Here is a 16,730-nt window from a genome sequence, read left to right as displayed (position 1 = left end):
TCAGCCCCATCATCGACGCGGATTCAAACGCTATCACCCATCTGTGTTTCTTCATTTAACTGAGCGGATTCAATATGCTGCTCAGCGTTCATAATTTGTTTACGGAAACCAATTAATCGCTGTAAACCTGCTTTTGGTTGGAGTTCTTCATCAATCAACCCTGATAAAGGCAACTCAATCTCCGGATGATCGACTAGAGCGTCCCATACCACAGTCTCAACAAACGGCTTACTAAGCGCTATCTGGTACACCGCTTCTAGCCAGTGACTCTGAACTGTTTGCGACCATGGCCGGCGCCAGTAACCACTATTCGCATCGACTTCATCATTGTCATTGGATGCAATCATCATCTGCGTGACAGGTTCACTAGGCACACCAACCGTCAATGCCAACGGCTTACCAAAATGACTGAAAGCATCCATCATATTGCTGATCTGCATCAAATCACGCGTATACTGCCCAGCAACAGCTTGACCCATTGGAAATTTCAACCCAAGCAAATCGAAATTGATACCAGACTGAACTAGTAAATCTGCATACATCAAAGTCGGAATAGATCTTGGACTTTTCGCAAAATACTCCCCAAACGGCTGACGTAGTTCGACCATGACCTTCACATTCGGCTGCAGCTTCTTCACCAACATCGTCGTCATTCGTGTCAGATCCATCAACTGCTCGAAATTGAACGTAAAGTGTGAATTCACATGCAAACCGCTGATCACATTCCAAACAGTGACCGAATCACGGTAACGCATCACCATTCGCTCAACGTGCTCATAAACCAAATCCCGAACTGTGTCATAATCATGCTCCCAGATGTAGATCCAGTCAGGCAGATTTGCAGGATCAAAGCTGATCAACGGCCCTGCCATAATTGGCTTACCAATCGATCTCGCCCAATCAGTCCAGGAATCTACCTTATTCCACTTAAACACATTCTCCTCTGGCGCAACCGTCTTCCAAGGAGTCGGCACATAAACCATATCAAAATGCTTACTCACACCACCGCGTAATTTCTCATGAGCTTCATCGTGATTCACACGGCAAGTGATCGGTGCAGCAGGCAATGAAGACGTACTCACACGTTTATTAAGCAGCAATTCCGAGTGCGCTAACGCCAACTCTTCCGTACCATCAATCGACGCCATCAGTGATTCAAATGCCAACTGATCCGCCTTAGCAGGCTCGTCGTGCTGCAAACTGATCGCTTCAATAAACCGCTGCTTCGCAAACTCAGTCCGCTTTGTAACAGCATGATCTTCTTCGAGATCGAACATCGCCCAATCTTCGAGTTTTGTATAAAGCGTCATCAATCTGTGTCGCGCCAACTCCAGTGTCAGCAGATATGGCTCCTCACGCTCTGGCAACAAGCACGTCTGCAACGTCATCTCACCCAAATCTCCAACACGATGCTGAAGCGCGAGAGCGCATGCCCCAGAATCCCGCTTCTCACACACAATCTCACCCGGTTCGAAGCTGACCTCACAACGCATTGCATTGTTATCCGAACCAATCAGATAAGCATTCCGCAAAGACCAACTTGCAGCAGGAACAGAACCATTAAATACCTGAAACTTAAGCATAAACCGGCAACTTCATTCTGGGTTTCAAATCAGCGACCCATCCTTAAGCCGCAACACTATTTACCCCCAACTCAACCTACGCGCAACCATAGAACTATCAGCAATTATCACGCTGCACCACAATATATGCAAAGCCCCCATCTGACTAGCTTTATTGTACAAGATCGCGACCAATCCCTAGCCCTATCCAACCAATTCAAATCAAAACCCCAATCAAGACGACTAACCACATGATCCCAGCCACAATGATTTTGCCCAATGCACCCCAGAACCGACCAATCGCAGCGCCTTTCCCCCCCTCTAACGCATTTTTGATCTCTCGTCCCGCCCATAGATCACCCAGGAATGAGCCCACTCCCGCACCAACCGCAGCTCCGATCAGCGTTCCAATAATCGGAATAAACCATAAGAATATTGTGCCTAAAATCGCACCCGCAACACCACCAAAAACAGCCCCCACCATCGCTCGTTTTGACGCTCCCGCCTTCCCAGCCCCTAATGCTCCCGCAACAAATTCTATGATTTCGCCAAGAATTGCGAGAAAAAACAAGATGCCTATGACCCACCAACCCAAATGCCCCCATCCCCCCACATCATCCCAGCGCAGCCACGCCGCAGTCCCCGTTGCAATCAAGATCAGCCACGTACCCGGCAACTGGAATGCAACCATCAATACGCCAATGGCATTCACCAGTAACAGCCCCAAAATGATCAGCACAATCGCAATCGTAGTCCACATGCCACAGATCATAACCACATTTCATATGTGAAGCCCAGTCGCACGCTCCAAACAAGCACTTCACAAAGTCATTTCTGACCCCTACAAATCAGCAACATCACAGTCATTTTTGTCTAATTTGCCTGCTTGAGAGCCACCATTCCACCCCAAGACGAAATATAAACACACAAACACGTCTCTGAAGGGTTGACGATTCACGTAACCTCCGATAGATTGCGGTCATTACCGACGTTATAGAAAATGGAGTTTTCCCATGCAGCGACCATTCGCTTTGATGCTCGGCGCGTCGATTGTGTCTATCAACCTCATCGGCGGCCAGATCGCTTCGGTATCTGCACAACAGCAGGATTCCAAGTCTCTCTGGGCTGATTTTAATCACTACGTTCTAATTGCTCGTCCAGACCTCGCGCAAGCAGCCGGCCAAGCCCTGCTTGAGCAAGTCAATGACGCCACACTTCTCAAAATTGTAGAAGAAGGCGACTACAAAAACTACGAGCAAAACCTGCTACGTGCAGCTCGCGTTGCTGACATCAAGGATGTCGCTCAGCAGCTCGATACTCGCATTCAGGCAGCTCGCACCGCGCTTAGCCGCAATGCAGACCGAATCGCAGAAGACATCGAGCTTCTCGCACAAGGTCAGCGGCAATATCGCAATGCAGTCGCCCGACTCACAAATGCAGGCCAGTACGCCGCCCCACAGCTCTTGGAAACCTTACGTGACGATACCAAGACTAATCTTCACCCATACGTTGTCGAAGCGATGATCGCCGTCGGCCAACCTATGGTCACCCCACTGACAACCGCCATCACAGGTCTCGACCCAGTGACTCAGGCTCAAGTTGCTCAGATCCTCGCTGAAATTGGCTACCCACAAGCCATGCCACAGCTCAAAGAAGTCATCGAAAATCCAAAGACCGATGCTTCCGCCAAACAGGTTGCCAAAATCGCTTTCGAGAAGCTTGCTAATTCAGCCGGCATCTCAACCGAACTCGACGCTGCCAATCTCTACTTCTTCCTTGGTCAGCAGCAATACAATCTGACAACCAAGGGCGAAACGCTAATGGGTTACGACCCATCCAGCGAAACCGGAATTCTCTGGCAGTACACCGACAAGCTCGGCCTACTCGCCACACCAGTTCCCGGCGAAATCTACGGCGACATCCTCGCCATGCGTTCCGCTAAACGCGCTCTTGAGATCAATAACAACCTCGATAACGCTCTCAGCCTCTACCTCACTGCGAACCTTCGTCGTGAAAACAAGCTTGCTGATGGCGCCATCGATCCGAGCTACGGCCCGGACATGCAGCCTGCCTCATACTACGGCATGCTCGCTGGCCCAGACCGTATGCACGATGTACTCGCGAAAGCAATCCTTGACCGCGATGCTACCCTCGCACTTGATGCCATCGATATCCTCTCTCAAACAGCAGGAACCGATGCACTCGTCAACCGTGGCAAAGCAGTTCAGCCATTGCTCGCAGCACTCTCATACCCAGATGCCCGCGTACGCTTCTCAGCAGCCGTCACGCTTGCAAACGCTCGCCCTGAAGAAGCTTTCAATGCTTCCTTCCGCGTTGTTCCAATCCTCGCTGAAGCGATCCGCTCGACTGATGTGAAAACTGCTTTGGTCATCGCCAAAGACCAGGAATCACTCAACAGCAAAATCGCGATGCTCAGCGAACTCGGTTACGACGTCTTCGGCGGCACAAGCTACGATGAAATCAAACCTGAGCTCAACAAGACCGCTGCCGTCGATCTACTCTTCACAGATGTAGCATTCGAAGACACAAAGGGTCTATACGAATTAACCAACGCTGATTACAAACTCGGTGCTGTACCATTTATTGTGGCTACCGATGCTAGCAATCAGGTACAGACCTCCGACTGGGCTTCTAGAATCGGTCGGGTCTTCGTTACCGTTAATTCTGATGACGCTGAAGGAATCAGAACTGCCGTTGAGACCGCAGCACAGGCATACGCCGGTGAAGCAATCAGCGAAGAGGAAGCCACCGAGAACGCACTTGACGCACTCGCAATCCTCTACGATATGGCACTTGGTTCCGATGCGATCTTCAATGTGACCGACGCACAAGCAGCTCTCGTAGCCGCTCTAAGCGACGCACGTCTCGAAATCGCTGAAGAAGCCGCCTCAGTACTCGCTCTTATGAACGACACTGAAGCACAACGAGCAATTGCACAAGCTGCTCTCGAAGCATCTGGCGATCTCAAGCTCGCTCTCTTCGACAGCCTCGCAGAGAGTGCTAACGCATTCGGCAACCAATTGACCAGTGCACAAGCAGCTGCAATTCATAAGCTCGCCCAAGAAGGCTCTGATGAAGTCGCAATCACTGCTGCCAAAACTTATGGTGCCTTGGCAATGCCTACCTCAGAAGCTGTCAAAGCGATCCTGAAGTAAGCGTCACACACATTTAATAAATACAAAAGCAGGTCAATTGACCTGCTTTTTTTTGCGCAATGCGAATTCCAACCGAAACGGATGAATATAAGACCATTGAAACATTTTAAGTAATTTTATTTAATACATTTATAATCAGACGACGCCATTAAAACTGGAAGTTCCAGGTCTATCGAGCAACGTTATACCCAATCAAATAACGGCGTCAGCACAAACAATTCGCGTAATACACAAATACTTTTAAATCACATTCCCTTATTAATAAAAGACTTATAATCTAAATTACTTTTTTTTCTTTTTATGTTGTTTACATATTCCATAACAAAAAACATTTGCTAAAATCCAGAAACTATGAAACAAACAAGTATATGTCTTATAGGTGCGGGTGGAATTGCAGCAGCACACATTGATGCAGCAAACTTCCTAAGCAGTTCAGTCAAGATCACAGCGATCGCAGACCCCAATCTGGAGGTAGCCCAAAAATTAGCTACAAATCTCGACGCCAAAGCATATACCAACTTTGAAGAGGTTCTTGCAGATTCAGCCATCGCCTCCACAATCGATGCTGTCATCATCTGCACACCACCTTCAGTACGCCTCCCAATCGTAGAGGCTGCAATAAAGAACAAAATGCATGTGCTGATGGAAAAACCAATCGCCAGCACGCTTGAAGACGCCGAAAAGCTGACCCAGCTTGCAGCACAAAACCCTCAAATCACTTGTGCGATTGCATATTGCCATCGATTTGAATCCGGCATCACGCACATCAAAAAGCTCGTAGAGTCCGGCGATTTTGGCCGTCTCGTACGCGTCGAAAACACCTTCGCCGCACCGGCACCGCAAATGAAAGATCACTGGATGTCTGACCCCAAAGTCAGCGGCGGCGGCTCTCTCATCGATACCGCATGCCACAGCCTCGACATGTTCCAATACCTCGCAGGGACACCCGAACTCGTCGGCGCCGTTCTCTTCAATGGATGGGAAGGCCGTGGCGAATCTAATGCCACCGTCCTAGTCGCAGCAACCGATAAATCCGAACTGCCTGTCGCCGGAACAATCAATTCAGGCTGGAATGAAGCGATGCGATTCCAAGTCAATGTCGTCACTGAAAAAGCAAGCTTTGCTTACGACTACTGCAAACCAAACATCGTCTCAAAACAAACCGCAGGCGTTGAAGGCATCGAAGAAATCAACCTAGGCGATCAACCCGGACGCTTCGGCGGCCAACTCAAAGCTTTCGTCGAGAAAATTACCAACGGCACAGAAAGCGACCTCGCCACATTCGCAGACGGCCTCAACGTTGCAAATGTGATCGCAGACGCACAAGGCCACACACAATGTGAATGCTGCTCATAACAAGCAGCTATTAATCTTGGACCCACTGACAAGGCGCGGATGACTAACGTCATCGGCGTCTTGTTTTTTTATCATCTTAAACCAACCAATACACCACCAAGATCACGAACAAACGATTAGAAATGAGTACCGCGACCATCGTTTCAACCCACTGCTCCCCAGCACGCAATGCGCATTAAAAAACCCGTGACGCTCTGCTCCAGTATTCCAGAAAATGCCGTAAAGATTGGGCTTCTCGTTGCATTATGAACAGGTCACGAGTTGTACCTGTATTATCGGTTTTTAGTAGGAAAAACCAATAAAAAAAACCACGATATCCTAAAATCGCAGTTTTCTTCTTTTATCTAATCCTTATCATCCGCAACTACCGATAATACCGCTTTTCAACTATTTCAACCTGTTGTCCGCCCCATCGAACGCAGTCGCTTATATCGTTTATTCAGAAGATTATTCGTTTTAAAGCGGTTCAGATCCCGCAATGCACCCAACAAGTATTTCTCTACATTAGCCGTAGCTCGATTCAGATCCCTGTGAGCCCCGCCCATTGGCTCCTTAATCAAATCATCTACAACACCCAACTCAAGATTGTCCTTCGCGGTCAAGTGCAGTACCTCAGCCGCCTGAGCATTCGTCTCAGGATTCGATGTCTTCCACAAAATCGAAGCGCATCCTTCCGGACTGATCACCGACCACCAACTATATTCCATCATCGCAATCCGATCTCCCACACCAATACCCAGCGCACCGCCCGATCCCCCTTCACCGATCACTACAGAAACAATCGGCACCTTCAGTCGGCTCATCTCCCTCAAGTTCACCGCAATCGCTTCTGCTTGCCCTCTCTCCTCCGCCCCGATCCCCGGATAAGCTCCTGGCGTATCAATCAACGTCACAATTGGCAAACCATATTTTTCACCCAATTTCATCACCCGAAGCGCTTTGCGGTATCCCTCCGGATGAGCACACCCAAAATTACACTTAATTTTCTCAGCCGTATCCTTCCCCTTGTTGTGGCCGATCACGACGCACTTCGTTTTGCCGATACGACCAAACCCACAAACAATCGCTCGATCATCTCCATAATGTCGATCACCATGCAGCTCGCAAAAATCCTTCACAAACGCCTTGATGTAATCCATCGCCTGAGGCCTGTTCGGATGGCGTGCCACCTTCACCGTATTTACCGGGCTTAGATTGGCATAGATCTTCTCCAGCATCATCTCATGCGATGCCCGCAACTCCCCAATCTCCGCCCCCAGATCAACATCACCCTCACCCCCAACAACCGACTGTTCCTGCTGATTCTGCACTTCAAGCTCCGAAATCTGACGCTCAAGTTGCATCAGCGGCCGCTCAAAATCCAATTCATACATATTCACAGAACTCATTCGCGCGTATCTCCATTTTTCGCAACAGCGATCTCCAACGCCGTCGCCAACAGCCGCATCTCCTTGCAGCCTACCATTCCCTCATCTCCCACATACAAGCCGCAGAACATTCATCCAGCAGCACATCTCACTTACAGACAAGTGGGCAGGGGACTTGAATCGACAATCATGATATCTTAACGTGGATTCACACTTAGGAACAGCAATCATGACGCAAATCAACCAACTCACCATCATCGGTACAGGCCTCCTCGGAGCCTCCGTTGGCCTCGCTGCCAAACAGTCAGGCTTTGCCAAAAAAGTTGCCGGTGTCTCAAGAAACCTCGAATCTGCCGAAAAAGCCGCATCCGTCGGCGCGATCGATATGCCCTTTGACAAAATTTCCGATTCACTTGCTGATGCAGATCTCGCCGTCATTGCTGTTCCCCTCTCAGGCTTTGACTATATTTTTTCACTCATCGCCCCACTACAGCGTCCTAATCTCTTCATCACTGACGTTGGCTCCACAAAATCCTCCGTCATCGCCTCAGCCAAAAAGCATCTCACTGATCCAACCCTTTTTCTCGGCTCCCATCCCATGGCAGGCTCCGAAAAGCAAGGCCCAGAATCGGCCTCAGCAAACCTTTTCCCAAACAAGCCCTGTATTCTCACCCCTGAGCCCGACACAAACCGCAACCTCATCAACACCGTCACCGCGCTCTGGCAAGCGCTCAGCATGAATATCCTCACCATGACTCCAGAGCAGCACGACACGCAAACCGCCGTCGTCTCACATCTCCCTCACGCCGCCGCCGCCCTCCTCATCCAGACAGCCAACACTCTCGGCGGATACGATGTTGCCTCCACAGGCTTCCGTGACACCACACGCCTCGCTTCCTCCAACCCACCGATGCGCGTCGACATCATGTCCGCCAACCGCCCCGCACTCATCACTGCACTCAGCCAATACCGCGATCAAATCACAAACCTCATGGCCATCCTCGAGTCCAATGATCGGCAAGCCCTTCTTGACCTACTCACACTATCACAAACTTCTCGTGACCACTGGCTAGACGACTCCTTTCATTAACCCCAGCAATCCCTCACCGGCATAACATCACACACCAAGCATTCGTACTATCTAACCATTAGACGGAATCAATACCATGCAGTACAAACTCGCTTTCATCGGCGCAGGCAACATGGCCGAAGCAATCGCACGCTCCGCCATCTCCTCCGGCACGCTTACCCCTGATCAAATCATTGCCGCAGACCCTTCACCCGACCGCCGCGACCTCTTCGCCTCCATCGGCCTCCACGTCACACCTTCATCCTCAGACGCCGCCGCACAAGCCGAGCAGATCATGTTCGCGTTCAAACCCCAAATGATGAACGATGCGCTCTCTACCTTCGCCTCATCACTCACCCCCGCTCAAACCATCATCTCCATCATGGCCGGCATCTCCTCTGAAAAAATCCACACCGCTATCACTAACCTCAACCCTCAAGCCGACGGCATCAAAGTCGTCCGCGTCATGCCCAACACACCCATCATGGTCAACTACGGCATGGCTGGTGTCTCTCTCGGCCAAAACACCAATCCCGGCGACGATGATTTCGCTTTCCAACTCTTCAACGCCGCAACAAACAAAGCTGTCCGCGTCACCGAAGAACAACTCCACCTCATCACCGCTATCTCAGGCTCCGGCCCCGCGTACATTTTCTTCATCGCCGAAGCTCTACAGCAAGCCGCCAAAGATATCGGCCTCCCCGAACATGCTCACGAGCTCGTCACCCAGACCATCCTCGGCTCCGCCCTCCTGATGAATCAATCTCCCGATTCGCCCGCCGAACTACGCCGCAAAGTCACCTCTCCAAAAGGCACCACAGAAGCCGCTATCAACAAAATGACCGACCTCAACCTACCCAATACCATTGAACAAGGCGCCGCCGCCTGCCTCAAGCGTTCCATCGAGCTTGGCAACCTTTAACGAGCCGCGTCCACACCTATCTGCACAACCTTAACGATGCCTCAATTGCATTCACACATATTCTGCGCGCACATTGAACACCCATACATGCACATTAATCTCCAAAAACTATCAACTTGATGCGAATCCTTGTCGTTATGTTTTTTTACTTGACCGAGTATGCGGCTTGCACTACGATTACCCTTGTAGTCGACTATAAGAGTAGTCAACTGAAATGACTGCCACCTTACCTCCCTCCAGTGAACGATCTGACCAACAAGGACAACACAATGAAAACCTATAAAGCTCTAAAAGCTGCATGTGTATCTCTGGCTTTACTTGCCCCATTAGGCATGACAGCCTCAACATTTGCAGAAGAAGACAGCAAAACTGATGCAACAATCCTAATGGCTCTTATCAAGCAAGCCCGCACTGATTTAAATATTATTAAGATTCAGAAAGGCATGACATCAAATAAATTAGCCCGTGAGCTCCGTGAAGGCGGTGAAAGCCGTGAAGCCCGTGGTGAGCATCGCGGTGAGCGCGCCGGTCGAGAATCACGCGGCGAACACCGTGGCGAACGCGAAGGCCGTGGCGAGCGAAGCAGCAAGCGAGAACGCAGCGAATCACATAATGAACGCTCAGAACGCAACAGCTCAAAAAGCGAAGCTGAAGGCGGCGAAGAAGGCGGCAACCGTATCGGAAAATATGAAAAATGGGATCGTGTTCGCAACGGTGCACGTTTGATACTTGCATACAATCCAAGCTCACAATCATTCAAAGGCTACGTCCACAACACCACTAAACAAATGCTCCCCGATGTACGTGTCGAAGTTCACCTGTCTAACGGCACAGAGCTTGGGCCTACAAAACGCGTCAATCTCAAGCCCGGTGCAAAACTTCAAATCGAACTTGCCGCCAATAATCAGAAATTTGCTTGGTGGACAACCCACCCTGAATACGGCATCGAAGAAGGACACGGCTCAGAAAGCGAAGAGTCCGGCGAACACAGTGGCATGAAGAATGACAAACGCCCACAAAGCGCCTCACTTCGCCCCGTCTACAACCAGTTACAGCTTCTCTGCAAAGACATTGAAGCCATGAAGAACATGCGTAGCAAATCAAAGCGATAAACCATTGTGGATGCCACGGGAAGCACTGTCACTTCCCGTGGCTCTCCCTTTTCTATTACCTCATCCCAAATATCATGCTCTCATTCTCCGGCTCGAATTGGTATAATAACGACACAAATACGAGAAATACCATGAATCAGAAACACAGACTCGGCGACTTGCAAATCGCCATCATGCACATCCTTTGGGATCAAGGTGAAGCATCCGCAAGCCACGTACACACCACGCTTCTCGAAGAGCGCGGCCTGGCAATAACAACCATCAAAACCATGCTTCGCAAAATGGAAGAACGTGGATTAGTCACACATCGTGAAAACGGCAGACAGTTTATCTACATTCCTCTCATCGAAAAACAGGAAACGCGTACAGGTATGGTCCACGACCTCATCAAACGCATGTTCTCCGGCGACAGTACCGCTCTCGTCAATCATCTGCTTAATGAAGGTGAAATCGACGTAAACGAAATTGAAGAACTCAAAGCCCAACTTAGCGCTAAAAAGCGAAAGAAAACAAAATGATCACATGGCTCCTCGCATTCTTATTGCACAGCACTTTATGGTGTGGTTTTGCATGGATTGTCTTGCGCTTACGCCCAACACTTCACCCAAGAATACGCGAAGCGATCTGGTACACCGCAATTGCCGCCAGCCTGCTAACACCAACAGCACAACTTTTAACATCCAATCAATCCTCGCTGTGGCAAATACGTCTCCCCGAAAGTATTCTTGCCCAATCCCAGCACACCGAACGCGAATCAAACGAACAAAATGCAAGCCTAAACCCTTTGATCACCGCAAGCGACAACGAAGAACGCACATACATATATCAATCTCAAATCATCAACTACGCCTGGTTCGCCATCGCCGGTCTCCTCCTATTACGCTACACCATCAATGTGACCTCACTAAATACGCGATTAAGAAAACGAAAATCGGTCACAAATATAAACACAAAACAAAAACTCACTGAACTCAGTGACAAAGCCCAACTCTCCAACATACCACGATTAACCACCAGCCAATCCCTCGGCTCACCCATCGCAATCGGCCTAGGCAAAAATACCGAAATCTGTATCCCTAACCGCGCTCTGCTTGAGCTTGACGATCAACAGATCGATGCCATACTCGCTCACGAAATCGCCCACCATATTAGACGCGATACTATCCGCCTCTTTACGCTAAACCTGATCCGCTCCATCTTTTTCTTCCAGCCACTCTTTCATATCGCAAGCCGTGATCTCCACCTAGCCGCTGAACAGCAATGCGACGAATGGGCCGCAACTCAAATTAACGATCCCATCACCATGGCGTCATGCCTCACAGAAGTTGCCACATGGATCATCCCCAAAGACAAACATATACCTGTTGCCTGCATGGCTCGCCGACATTCAGGCCTAAGATCACGCGTTGAACGTCTCATTTCACCCGCTGCTTCATCAAAGCAAGCACCAGCCAAACGCTACTGCCTGCTGTTTTCAATCCTCATTATTTTGAGCATCACTAGTTTTGCACCCGCAATTAGTATGATTGAAGCCGAACACTCAGACGACATGGATTCTCTTCGTAACGCACCAACACTTCGTTCAGAACATTCAAACGAATATTCCGAACACCAAGAAACAACCTACAACGAGCATGAGCGTCGAGAAAACAGTAATTCAATAGGTAATGAACACCGATAAAACTCAAATATCACCTCCTCCGCGAATCCTGTAAAATACGCACGCTGGCCAAACACTATACGCCTGCCTCATGAAAACCATACGCAAAAGGTGATATCTCATGGCTTTCCGTGACCTTCAACAGTTCATCGCCGCCCTCGAATCCGAAGGCGAACTTCATCGCATTTCTGCAACCGTCTCTCCCCATCTTGAAGTCACCGAAATCACCGACCGTGTCTCAAAATCACCCGCACACAAAAAATCCATCCACGCAAAATCATTCGACCCCCACCACGCCCATCTCGGCGGCAAAGCACTCTACTTCGAAAATATCGAATCATCCAAGCACCCCCTCCTCATCAACGCCTACGGCTCCTACCGCCGCCTAGAACTCGCTCTCGGCTGCGCCGACATCGGCCTCCAAGGCCTCGCCGACAAAATCGACCAACTCCTCAAGCCCGTCCCGCCATCGGGTTTGATGGACAAGATGAAAAAAGGTCTAGAACTCGCGAAAATCGCCTCATTTGCACCCAAAGTCGTCAAGTCCGGCCTCTCCCAGCAAAACGTCATCACCGGCAACGACATCAATCTCCTCGACCTCCCCGTCATCAAATGCTGGCCCAAGGACGGCGACCCCACCTCCGTCGGCTACCCCCTCTCACCCAAACAAGCCGGCACAGCCAAAGGCCAAGGCCGTTACATCACCCTCGCCCACATCTACACCATCCATCCCGACGACGCAGGCAAACCCGACGGTACTCCACGTCCCTCACGAAACGTCGGCATGTACCGTGCTCAGCTCATCGACGAAAAACACACCGCCATGCACTGGCACATCCACCACGACGGCGCTGCTCATTGGCGCGCATGGAAAAAAATCGGCAAACCCATGCCCTGCGCCATCGTCCTCGGCGGCGAATCCGTCCTCCCATACGCAGCCACCGCGCCGCTCCCACCCGGCATCTCCGAACTCCTCTTCGCTGGCTTCCTTAACAACGCATCCATCCCACTCGTCAAGTGCAAAACCATCGACATGCACGTTCCTGCCAACGCAGAATTCGTCATCGAAGGTCACGTCGACACAACCGCCGCCTCCATCGGCTACGACCCGCGCACAGGCCAGACTCTCGGCCCCGGCGCCGTCTTCGAAGGCCCCTTCGGCGACCACACCGGCTTCTACTCACTCCCCGATCGCTACCCCATCTTCACCGCCTCCGCACTCACACACCGCAACAACCCCATCTACCCCACCACCATCGTCGGCCTCCCCCCGCAAGAAGACTACTACCTCGGCAAAGCCACCGAACGACTCTTCCTCCCACCTCTCCGCACCCTCGTCCACGACGTCATCGACTACGACCTTCCCATGTTTGGCTGCTTCCACAACTGCGCCTTCATCAAAATCGACAAACAATACCCACTCCAGGCTCGCCGCGTCATGCACGCCATCTGGGGTGCTGGCCAAATGGCATGGACCAAGTCCATCGTCATCGTCGACAAAGACGTCGACGTCCACGATCACGAGCAAGTCCTCTTCCAACTCGCCGCCAACTGCGACCCCGGTCGCGACATCGAAATCGTCAACGGCCCACTCGATATCCTCGACCACGCCGCACCGCGCCTCGGGGCAGGGCATAAAATCGGCTTCGACGCTACACGTAAAATCCCAGGCGAAGAATGCAACGGCCACCCAATCCGAGACTACCCACCCATCCTCGAAATGTCACCCGATATCAAACAACAAGTCACCGAGCGTTGGCACGAGTTCGGCCTATAATTGCCAAAACCAACACACAAAAACAGCACATAAGGATCGATCATGGAAGATACAAAAACCATTCAAATACACACTTTTCCCCTTGGTGCATATCAAACCAATTGTTACGTCCTCGAAGCTCCGAACAAAGCATGCTGGATTATTGATGCGGGGACTGATCCTGACGCACTCATCGCCTGCATAAAAGATAATGAACTAAAGCCAGAAAAACTGCTTCTCACACATGCGCACCACGATCACATCGAAGGCGTTTTCAAGGTTCGTGAAGCTTTTCCTGATATCCCAATCTACATTCACGAATCAGAAAAAGAGTTCTTGACCGACACCACTCTTAATCTTTCCGCTATTGTCGGCATCCCCGCCGTTGCGCCCGAAGCTGACCACTATCTCGAGCACGGCCAAGTACTCCATCTTGCCGGTATCCCCTTCGAAGTTCGACACACACCCGGCCACTCCCCCGGCGGCGTTGGTTTCTATCAACCAGAAAACCATTTCATTATTTCTGGTGACACCCTCTTCGCAGGCTCAGTGGGCCGATACGATTTCCCAACATCCGACGGCCCCACCCTCGGCAAGTCGATCCTCGAACAACTCTACACCCTTCCAGACGACACCGTCGTCTACCCCGGCCATGGCCCCTCAACCTCCATCGGCCAGGAAAAGCAAACCAACCCCTTCGTTCGCCCATAACTCCAAAATAGTAAGCATAAAAAAAGGCTCTAATCATATGATTAGAGCCTTTTCAATATTCATTCCAACATCAATAATCGCTACTTATAAGTCCCCTCAATAAGTTCATCCGCTCGTACGAACGAATACCCTCGAGTCTTCAACTCATTGATTAGAGCGTCAAACTTCAAGAAAAATTTATCCGGCCTCCCATCACCTGCCCCCGCATGAATCAACATGACCCAACCATTCAATCCATCTTCATGTTTAGCTTCATATTCAAAAACACTATTCCAAATCGTTTCTGAATCGCGATAGTTCTTTGCCGTTGCCTCCGTATAATCCGCATGCGTCAACGTCCCGTTCGTCAGATTAAACATAGGATATCCCAACGCCGTTGCCCAACCCGCCACCTCTGTGTTGTAATGCTCATACGGCGGAATCCACCACTTCAACTCCCCGCGTCCAATCCCATACTCATCCTCAATCAATCTCAAATTCTTCTCAAAATCTGCCTCAAAATCAGCCCGGCTAATCAACGTCTTACTACGATCACCCCAATCACAATACAGTGGATGCCCATAGCTATGCGGCCCAACATAATGCCCTGCCTCATACGCCTCTTTCACGTAAGGCTTAAACGATTCATTCTCCAAAAAATCACCCGTAAAGAAAAAAGCGCCCTTGATCCCATGCTTCTTCAGCGTCTCAAGTATGTAAGGCATCCCCTCACCAAAACTCCCACCCGTAAACACAAACGACATCACCTTCTCATCCTTAGGTCCCCTCACAACCGCGCCCTCAAAATACGTCAACTTTGCCTTATGCGCTTCTTGCATCGCCTGTTGTTCCTCTTTAACTATTTCATGATTAGACATATTCGCGCAACACCCTCCCACCACCAACGCTCCTGCCAGCATCAACATCAATCTTCGTTTCATCAATTCAACCTCATGACAGAACCTACATTAATTCAACCAATGAATCTTTATTGTATTTTATCAAATTCCAGGCGTTTTGCACTATCAATAAAAAAAGACGCCCACCGAAGTGCGCGTCTTATTGCTTATGTTCCGGTCAATCAATCAAGATCAAAACTCACCGCCACCGGTGCGTGATCAGAAGCTTTATTCAGCTCTTCGTCATGCAACACCAGCTCTGAACCTTTAACCTTCCGCTTTGCAAGCGCATCACTCGCCAACACAAAATCAATCGTACTGCGGTACGGCCCATGCAGATACGTCACGCGCTCCTCTTTGCCCATCCCTTCGTGCATATCCTTGAGCTTACCATCCTTCAGAAGCGATTTCATCACCGCGCTATCAAGCGTGTCATTAAAATCCCCCGCCATCACGACCCAAGAATCGCTTGATTGATTCATCACCCCATCAATAATTTTCTTCGCTTCAAGCGCCTCAGCTAATCGGCGCTTAGCCGACTTCGGATCGCCCGAGCTATCACGCTTACTCTTCAGGTGTACACCAAATACTTCCACCACTTTTTCATCCGTTGCCTGGATTGTCACGTGCATCAAATCACGGCTAAATCGATACACCTTATCATACCCCGGCAACGTAAACGTCCGCCATTTATAGCTCGTTGCCTTCACAATCGGCTTGAGGCTAATCACCCCGTTTCGAATCCCACGACCATCATTCGCACGCATCGCCGAAACATAGTCATAACCCATGTCAGGCAAAAATTCCTTCACCAGCGCCTTGAGAACAAACTCATTTTCAACTTCACTGAACACCACCACATCCGCATTCATCACCCGAAGCGTCTCCGCAATCTGCTCAAGCTCTTCACGGAATTTCACATCCGTTCCCTCATCCTGCGTATACGGATCATTGAACACATCAAACATGTTCTCAACGTTGTATGTCGCCACCCTCAGTTCCTCAGCTTGAACCTGACCAACAATCCCTCCCGCGGCCATCATCCCCACCACCGCCAACATCACAATCCGCTTCATCAACTTGTTCATCGTTTCGCTCCAATGCGCGATCATTATTATCTGCTTACAGCCCCCCATCTTAACCGATCCACCCCTAAATACC

The 16,730-nt window shown here is 50.2% G+C and carries 14 protein-coding genes; 9 read left to right on the top strand and 5 right to left on the bottom strand.

Annotated elements, in window-relative coordinates; all coding sequences use genetic code 11:
• Positions 1 to 23: 23 nt before the first annotated feature.
• Together KS4_RS07940 and KS4_RS07935 are read right to left on the bottom strand one after the other, a co-directional pair.
• Positions 24 to 1,583 carry an endo-1,4-beta-xylanase gene (locus KS4_RS07940; protein ID WP_145076817.1) on the bottom strand — a complete coding sequence of 520 codons (1,560 nt, stop codon included), beginning with the start codon at positions 1,581 to 1,583 and terminating at the stop codon, positions 24 to 26.
• A gap of 196 nt (positions 1,584 to 1,779) precedes the next feature.
• Complete coding sequence (locus tag KS4_RS07935; RefSeq protein ID WP_200761696.1) at positions 1,780 to 2,322, bottom strand: DUF456 domain-containing protein; 543 nt, start codon at positions 2,320 to 2,322, stop codon at positions 1,780 to 1,782.
• 253 nt (positions 2,323 to 2,575) lie between these two features.
• Between KS4_RS07935 and KS4_RS07930 the strand changes: the two genes are divergently transcribed.
• Both KS4_RS07930 and KS4_RS07925 read left to right on the top strand, forming a co-directional pair.
• Positions 2,576 to 4,738 carry a response regulator gene (locus KS4_RS07930; protein ID WP_145076814.1) on the top strand — a complete coding sequence of 721 codons (2,163 nt, stop codon included), beginning with the start codon at positions 2,576 to 2,578 and terminating at the stop codon, positions 4,736 to 4,738.
• 351 nt (positions 4,739 to 5,089) lie between these two features.
• The gene (locus tag KS4_RS07925) at positions 5,090 to 6,094 is read left to right on the top strand and encodes a Gfo/Idh/MocA family protein (RefSeq protein ID WP_145076812.1); all 1,005 of its coding nucleotides are present in this window, start codon (positions 5,090 to 5,092) and stop codon (positions 6,092 to 6,094) included.
• 392 nt (positions 6,095 to 6,486) lie between these two features.
• Here KS4_RS07925 and KS4_RS07920 read toward each other — a convergent pair whose 3' ends face one another.
• On the bottom strand, positions 6,487 to 7,482 hold the full coding sequence (locus tag KS4_RS07920; protein WP_145076810.1) for an acetyl-CoA carboxylase carboxyltransferase subunit alpha: 996 nt from the start codon (positions 7,480 to 7,482) through the stop codon (positions 6,487 to 6,489).
• 208 nt (positions 7,483 to 7,690) lie between these two features.
• Between KS4_RS07920 and KS4_RS07915 the strand changes: the two genes are divergently transcribed.
• From KS4_RS07915 to KS4_RS07885, 7 genes are all read left to right on the top strand, one after another.
• A complete protein-coding gene (locus tag KS4_RS07915) occupies positions 7,691 to 8,551 on the top strand; it encodes a prephenate dehydrogenase (protein WP_145076808.1) in 861 nt (286 codons plus the stop codon).
• Positions 8,552 to 8,627: 76 nt separating this feature from the next.
• Positions 8,628 to 9,452: a pyrroline-5-carboxylate reductase gene (proC, locus tag KS4_RS07910; RefSeq protein ID WP_145076806.1), complete on the top strand. Its 825-nt coding sequence runs from the start codon at positions 8,628 to 8,630 to the stop codon at positions 9,450 to 9,452.
• Between the two features lie 269 nt (positions 9,453 to 9,721).
• Positions 9,722 to 10,564, top strand: coding sequence for a hypothetical protein (locus KS4_RS07905; RefSeq protein ID WP_145076804.1), 843 nt, complete (start codon positions 9,722 to 9,724; stop codon positions 10,562 to 10,564).
• 131 nt (positions 10,565 to 10,695) lie between these two features.
• On the top strand, positions 10,696 to 11,082 hold the full coding sequence (locus KS4_RS07900) for a BlaI/MecI/CopY family transcriptional regulator (protein ID WP_200761695.1): 387 nt from the start codon (positions 10,696 to 10,698) through the stop codon (positions 11,080 to 11,082).
• Positions 11,079 to 12,245, top strand: coding sequence for a M56 family metallopeptidase (locus KS4_RS07895; protein ID WP_145076800.1), 1,167 nt, complete (start codon positions 11,079 to 11,081; stop codon positions 12,243 to 12,245). The genes KS4_RS07900 and KS4_RS07895 overlap by 4 nt, the downstream gene beginning before the upstream one ends.
• A 100-nt stretch (positions 12,246 to 12,345) precedes the next feature.
• Positions 12,346 to 14,001, top strand: coding sequence for a UbiD family decarboxylase (locus KS4_RS07890; RefSeq protein WP_145076798.1), 1,656 nt, complete (start codon positions 12,346 to 12,348; stop codon positions 13,999 to 14,001).
• Between the two features lie 42 nt (positions 14,002 to 14,043).
• Positions 14,044 to 14,691 (top strand): MBL fold metallo-hydrolase, encoded by a 648-nt coding sequence (locus tag KS4_RS07885; RefSeq protein WP_145076796.1) that lies wholly within the window; start codon positions 14,044 to 14,046, stop codon positions 14,689 to 14,691.
• Positions 14,692 to 14,771: 80 nt separating this feature from the next.
• Here the strand turns inward: KS4_RS07885 and KS4_RS07880 are convergent, their stop codons facing one another.
• Positions 14,772 to 15,611: a polysaccharide deacetylase family protein gene (locus KS4_RS07880; protein ID WP_145076794.1), complete on the bottom strand. Its 840-nt coding sequence runs from the start codon at positions 15,609 to 15,611 to the stop codon at positions 14,772 to 14,774.
• A 140-nt stretch (positions 15,612 to 15,751) separates the two neighbouring features.
• Complete coding sequence (locus tag KS4_RS07875; RefSeq protein WP_200761694.1) at positions 15,752 to 16,657, bottom strand: endonuclease/exonuclease/phosphatase family protein; 906 nt, start codon at positions 16,655 to 16,657, stop codon at positions 15,752 to 15,754.
• Positions 16,658 to 16,730 lie beyond the last annotated feature (73 nt).

Source organism: Poriferisphaera corsica (assembly GCF_007747445.1).
GTDB classification, from domain to species: Bacteria; Planctomycetota; Phycisphaerae; order Phycisphaerales; family Phycisphaeraceae; genus Poriferisphaera; species Poriferisphaera corsica.
This window is presented reverse-complemented; position numbering and strand designations above follow the sequence as displayed.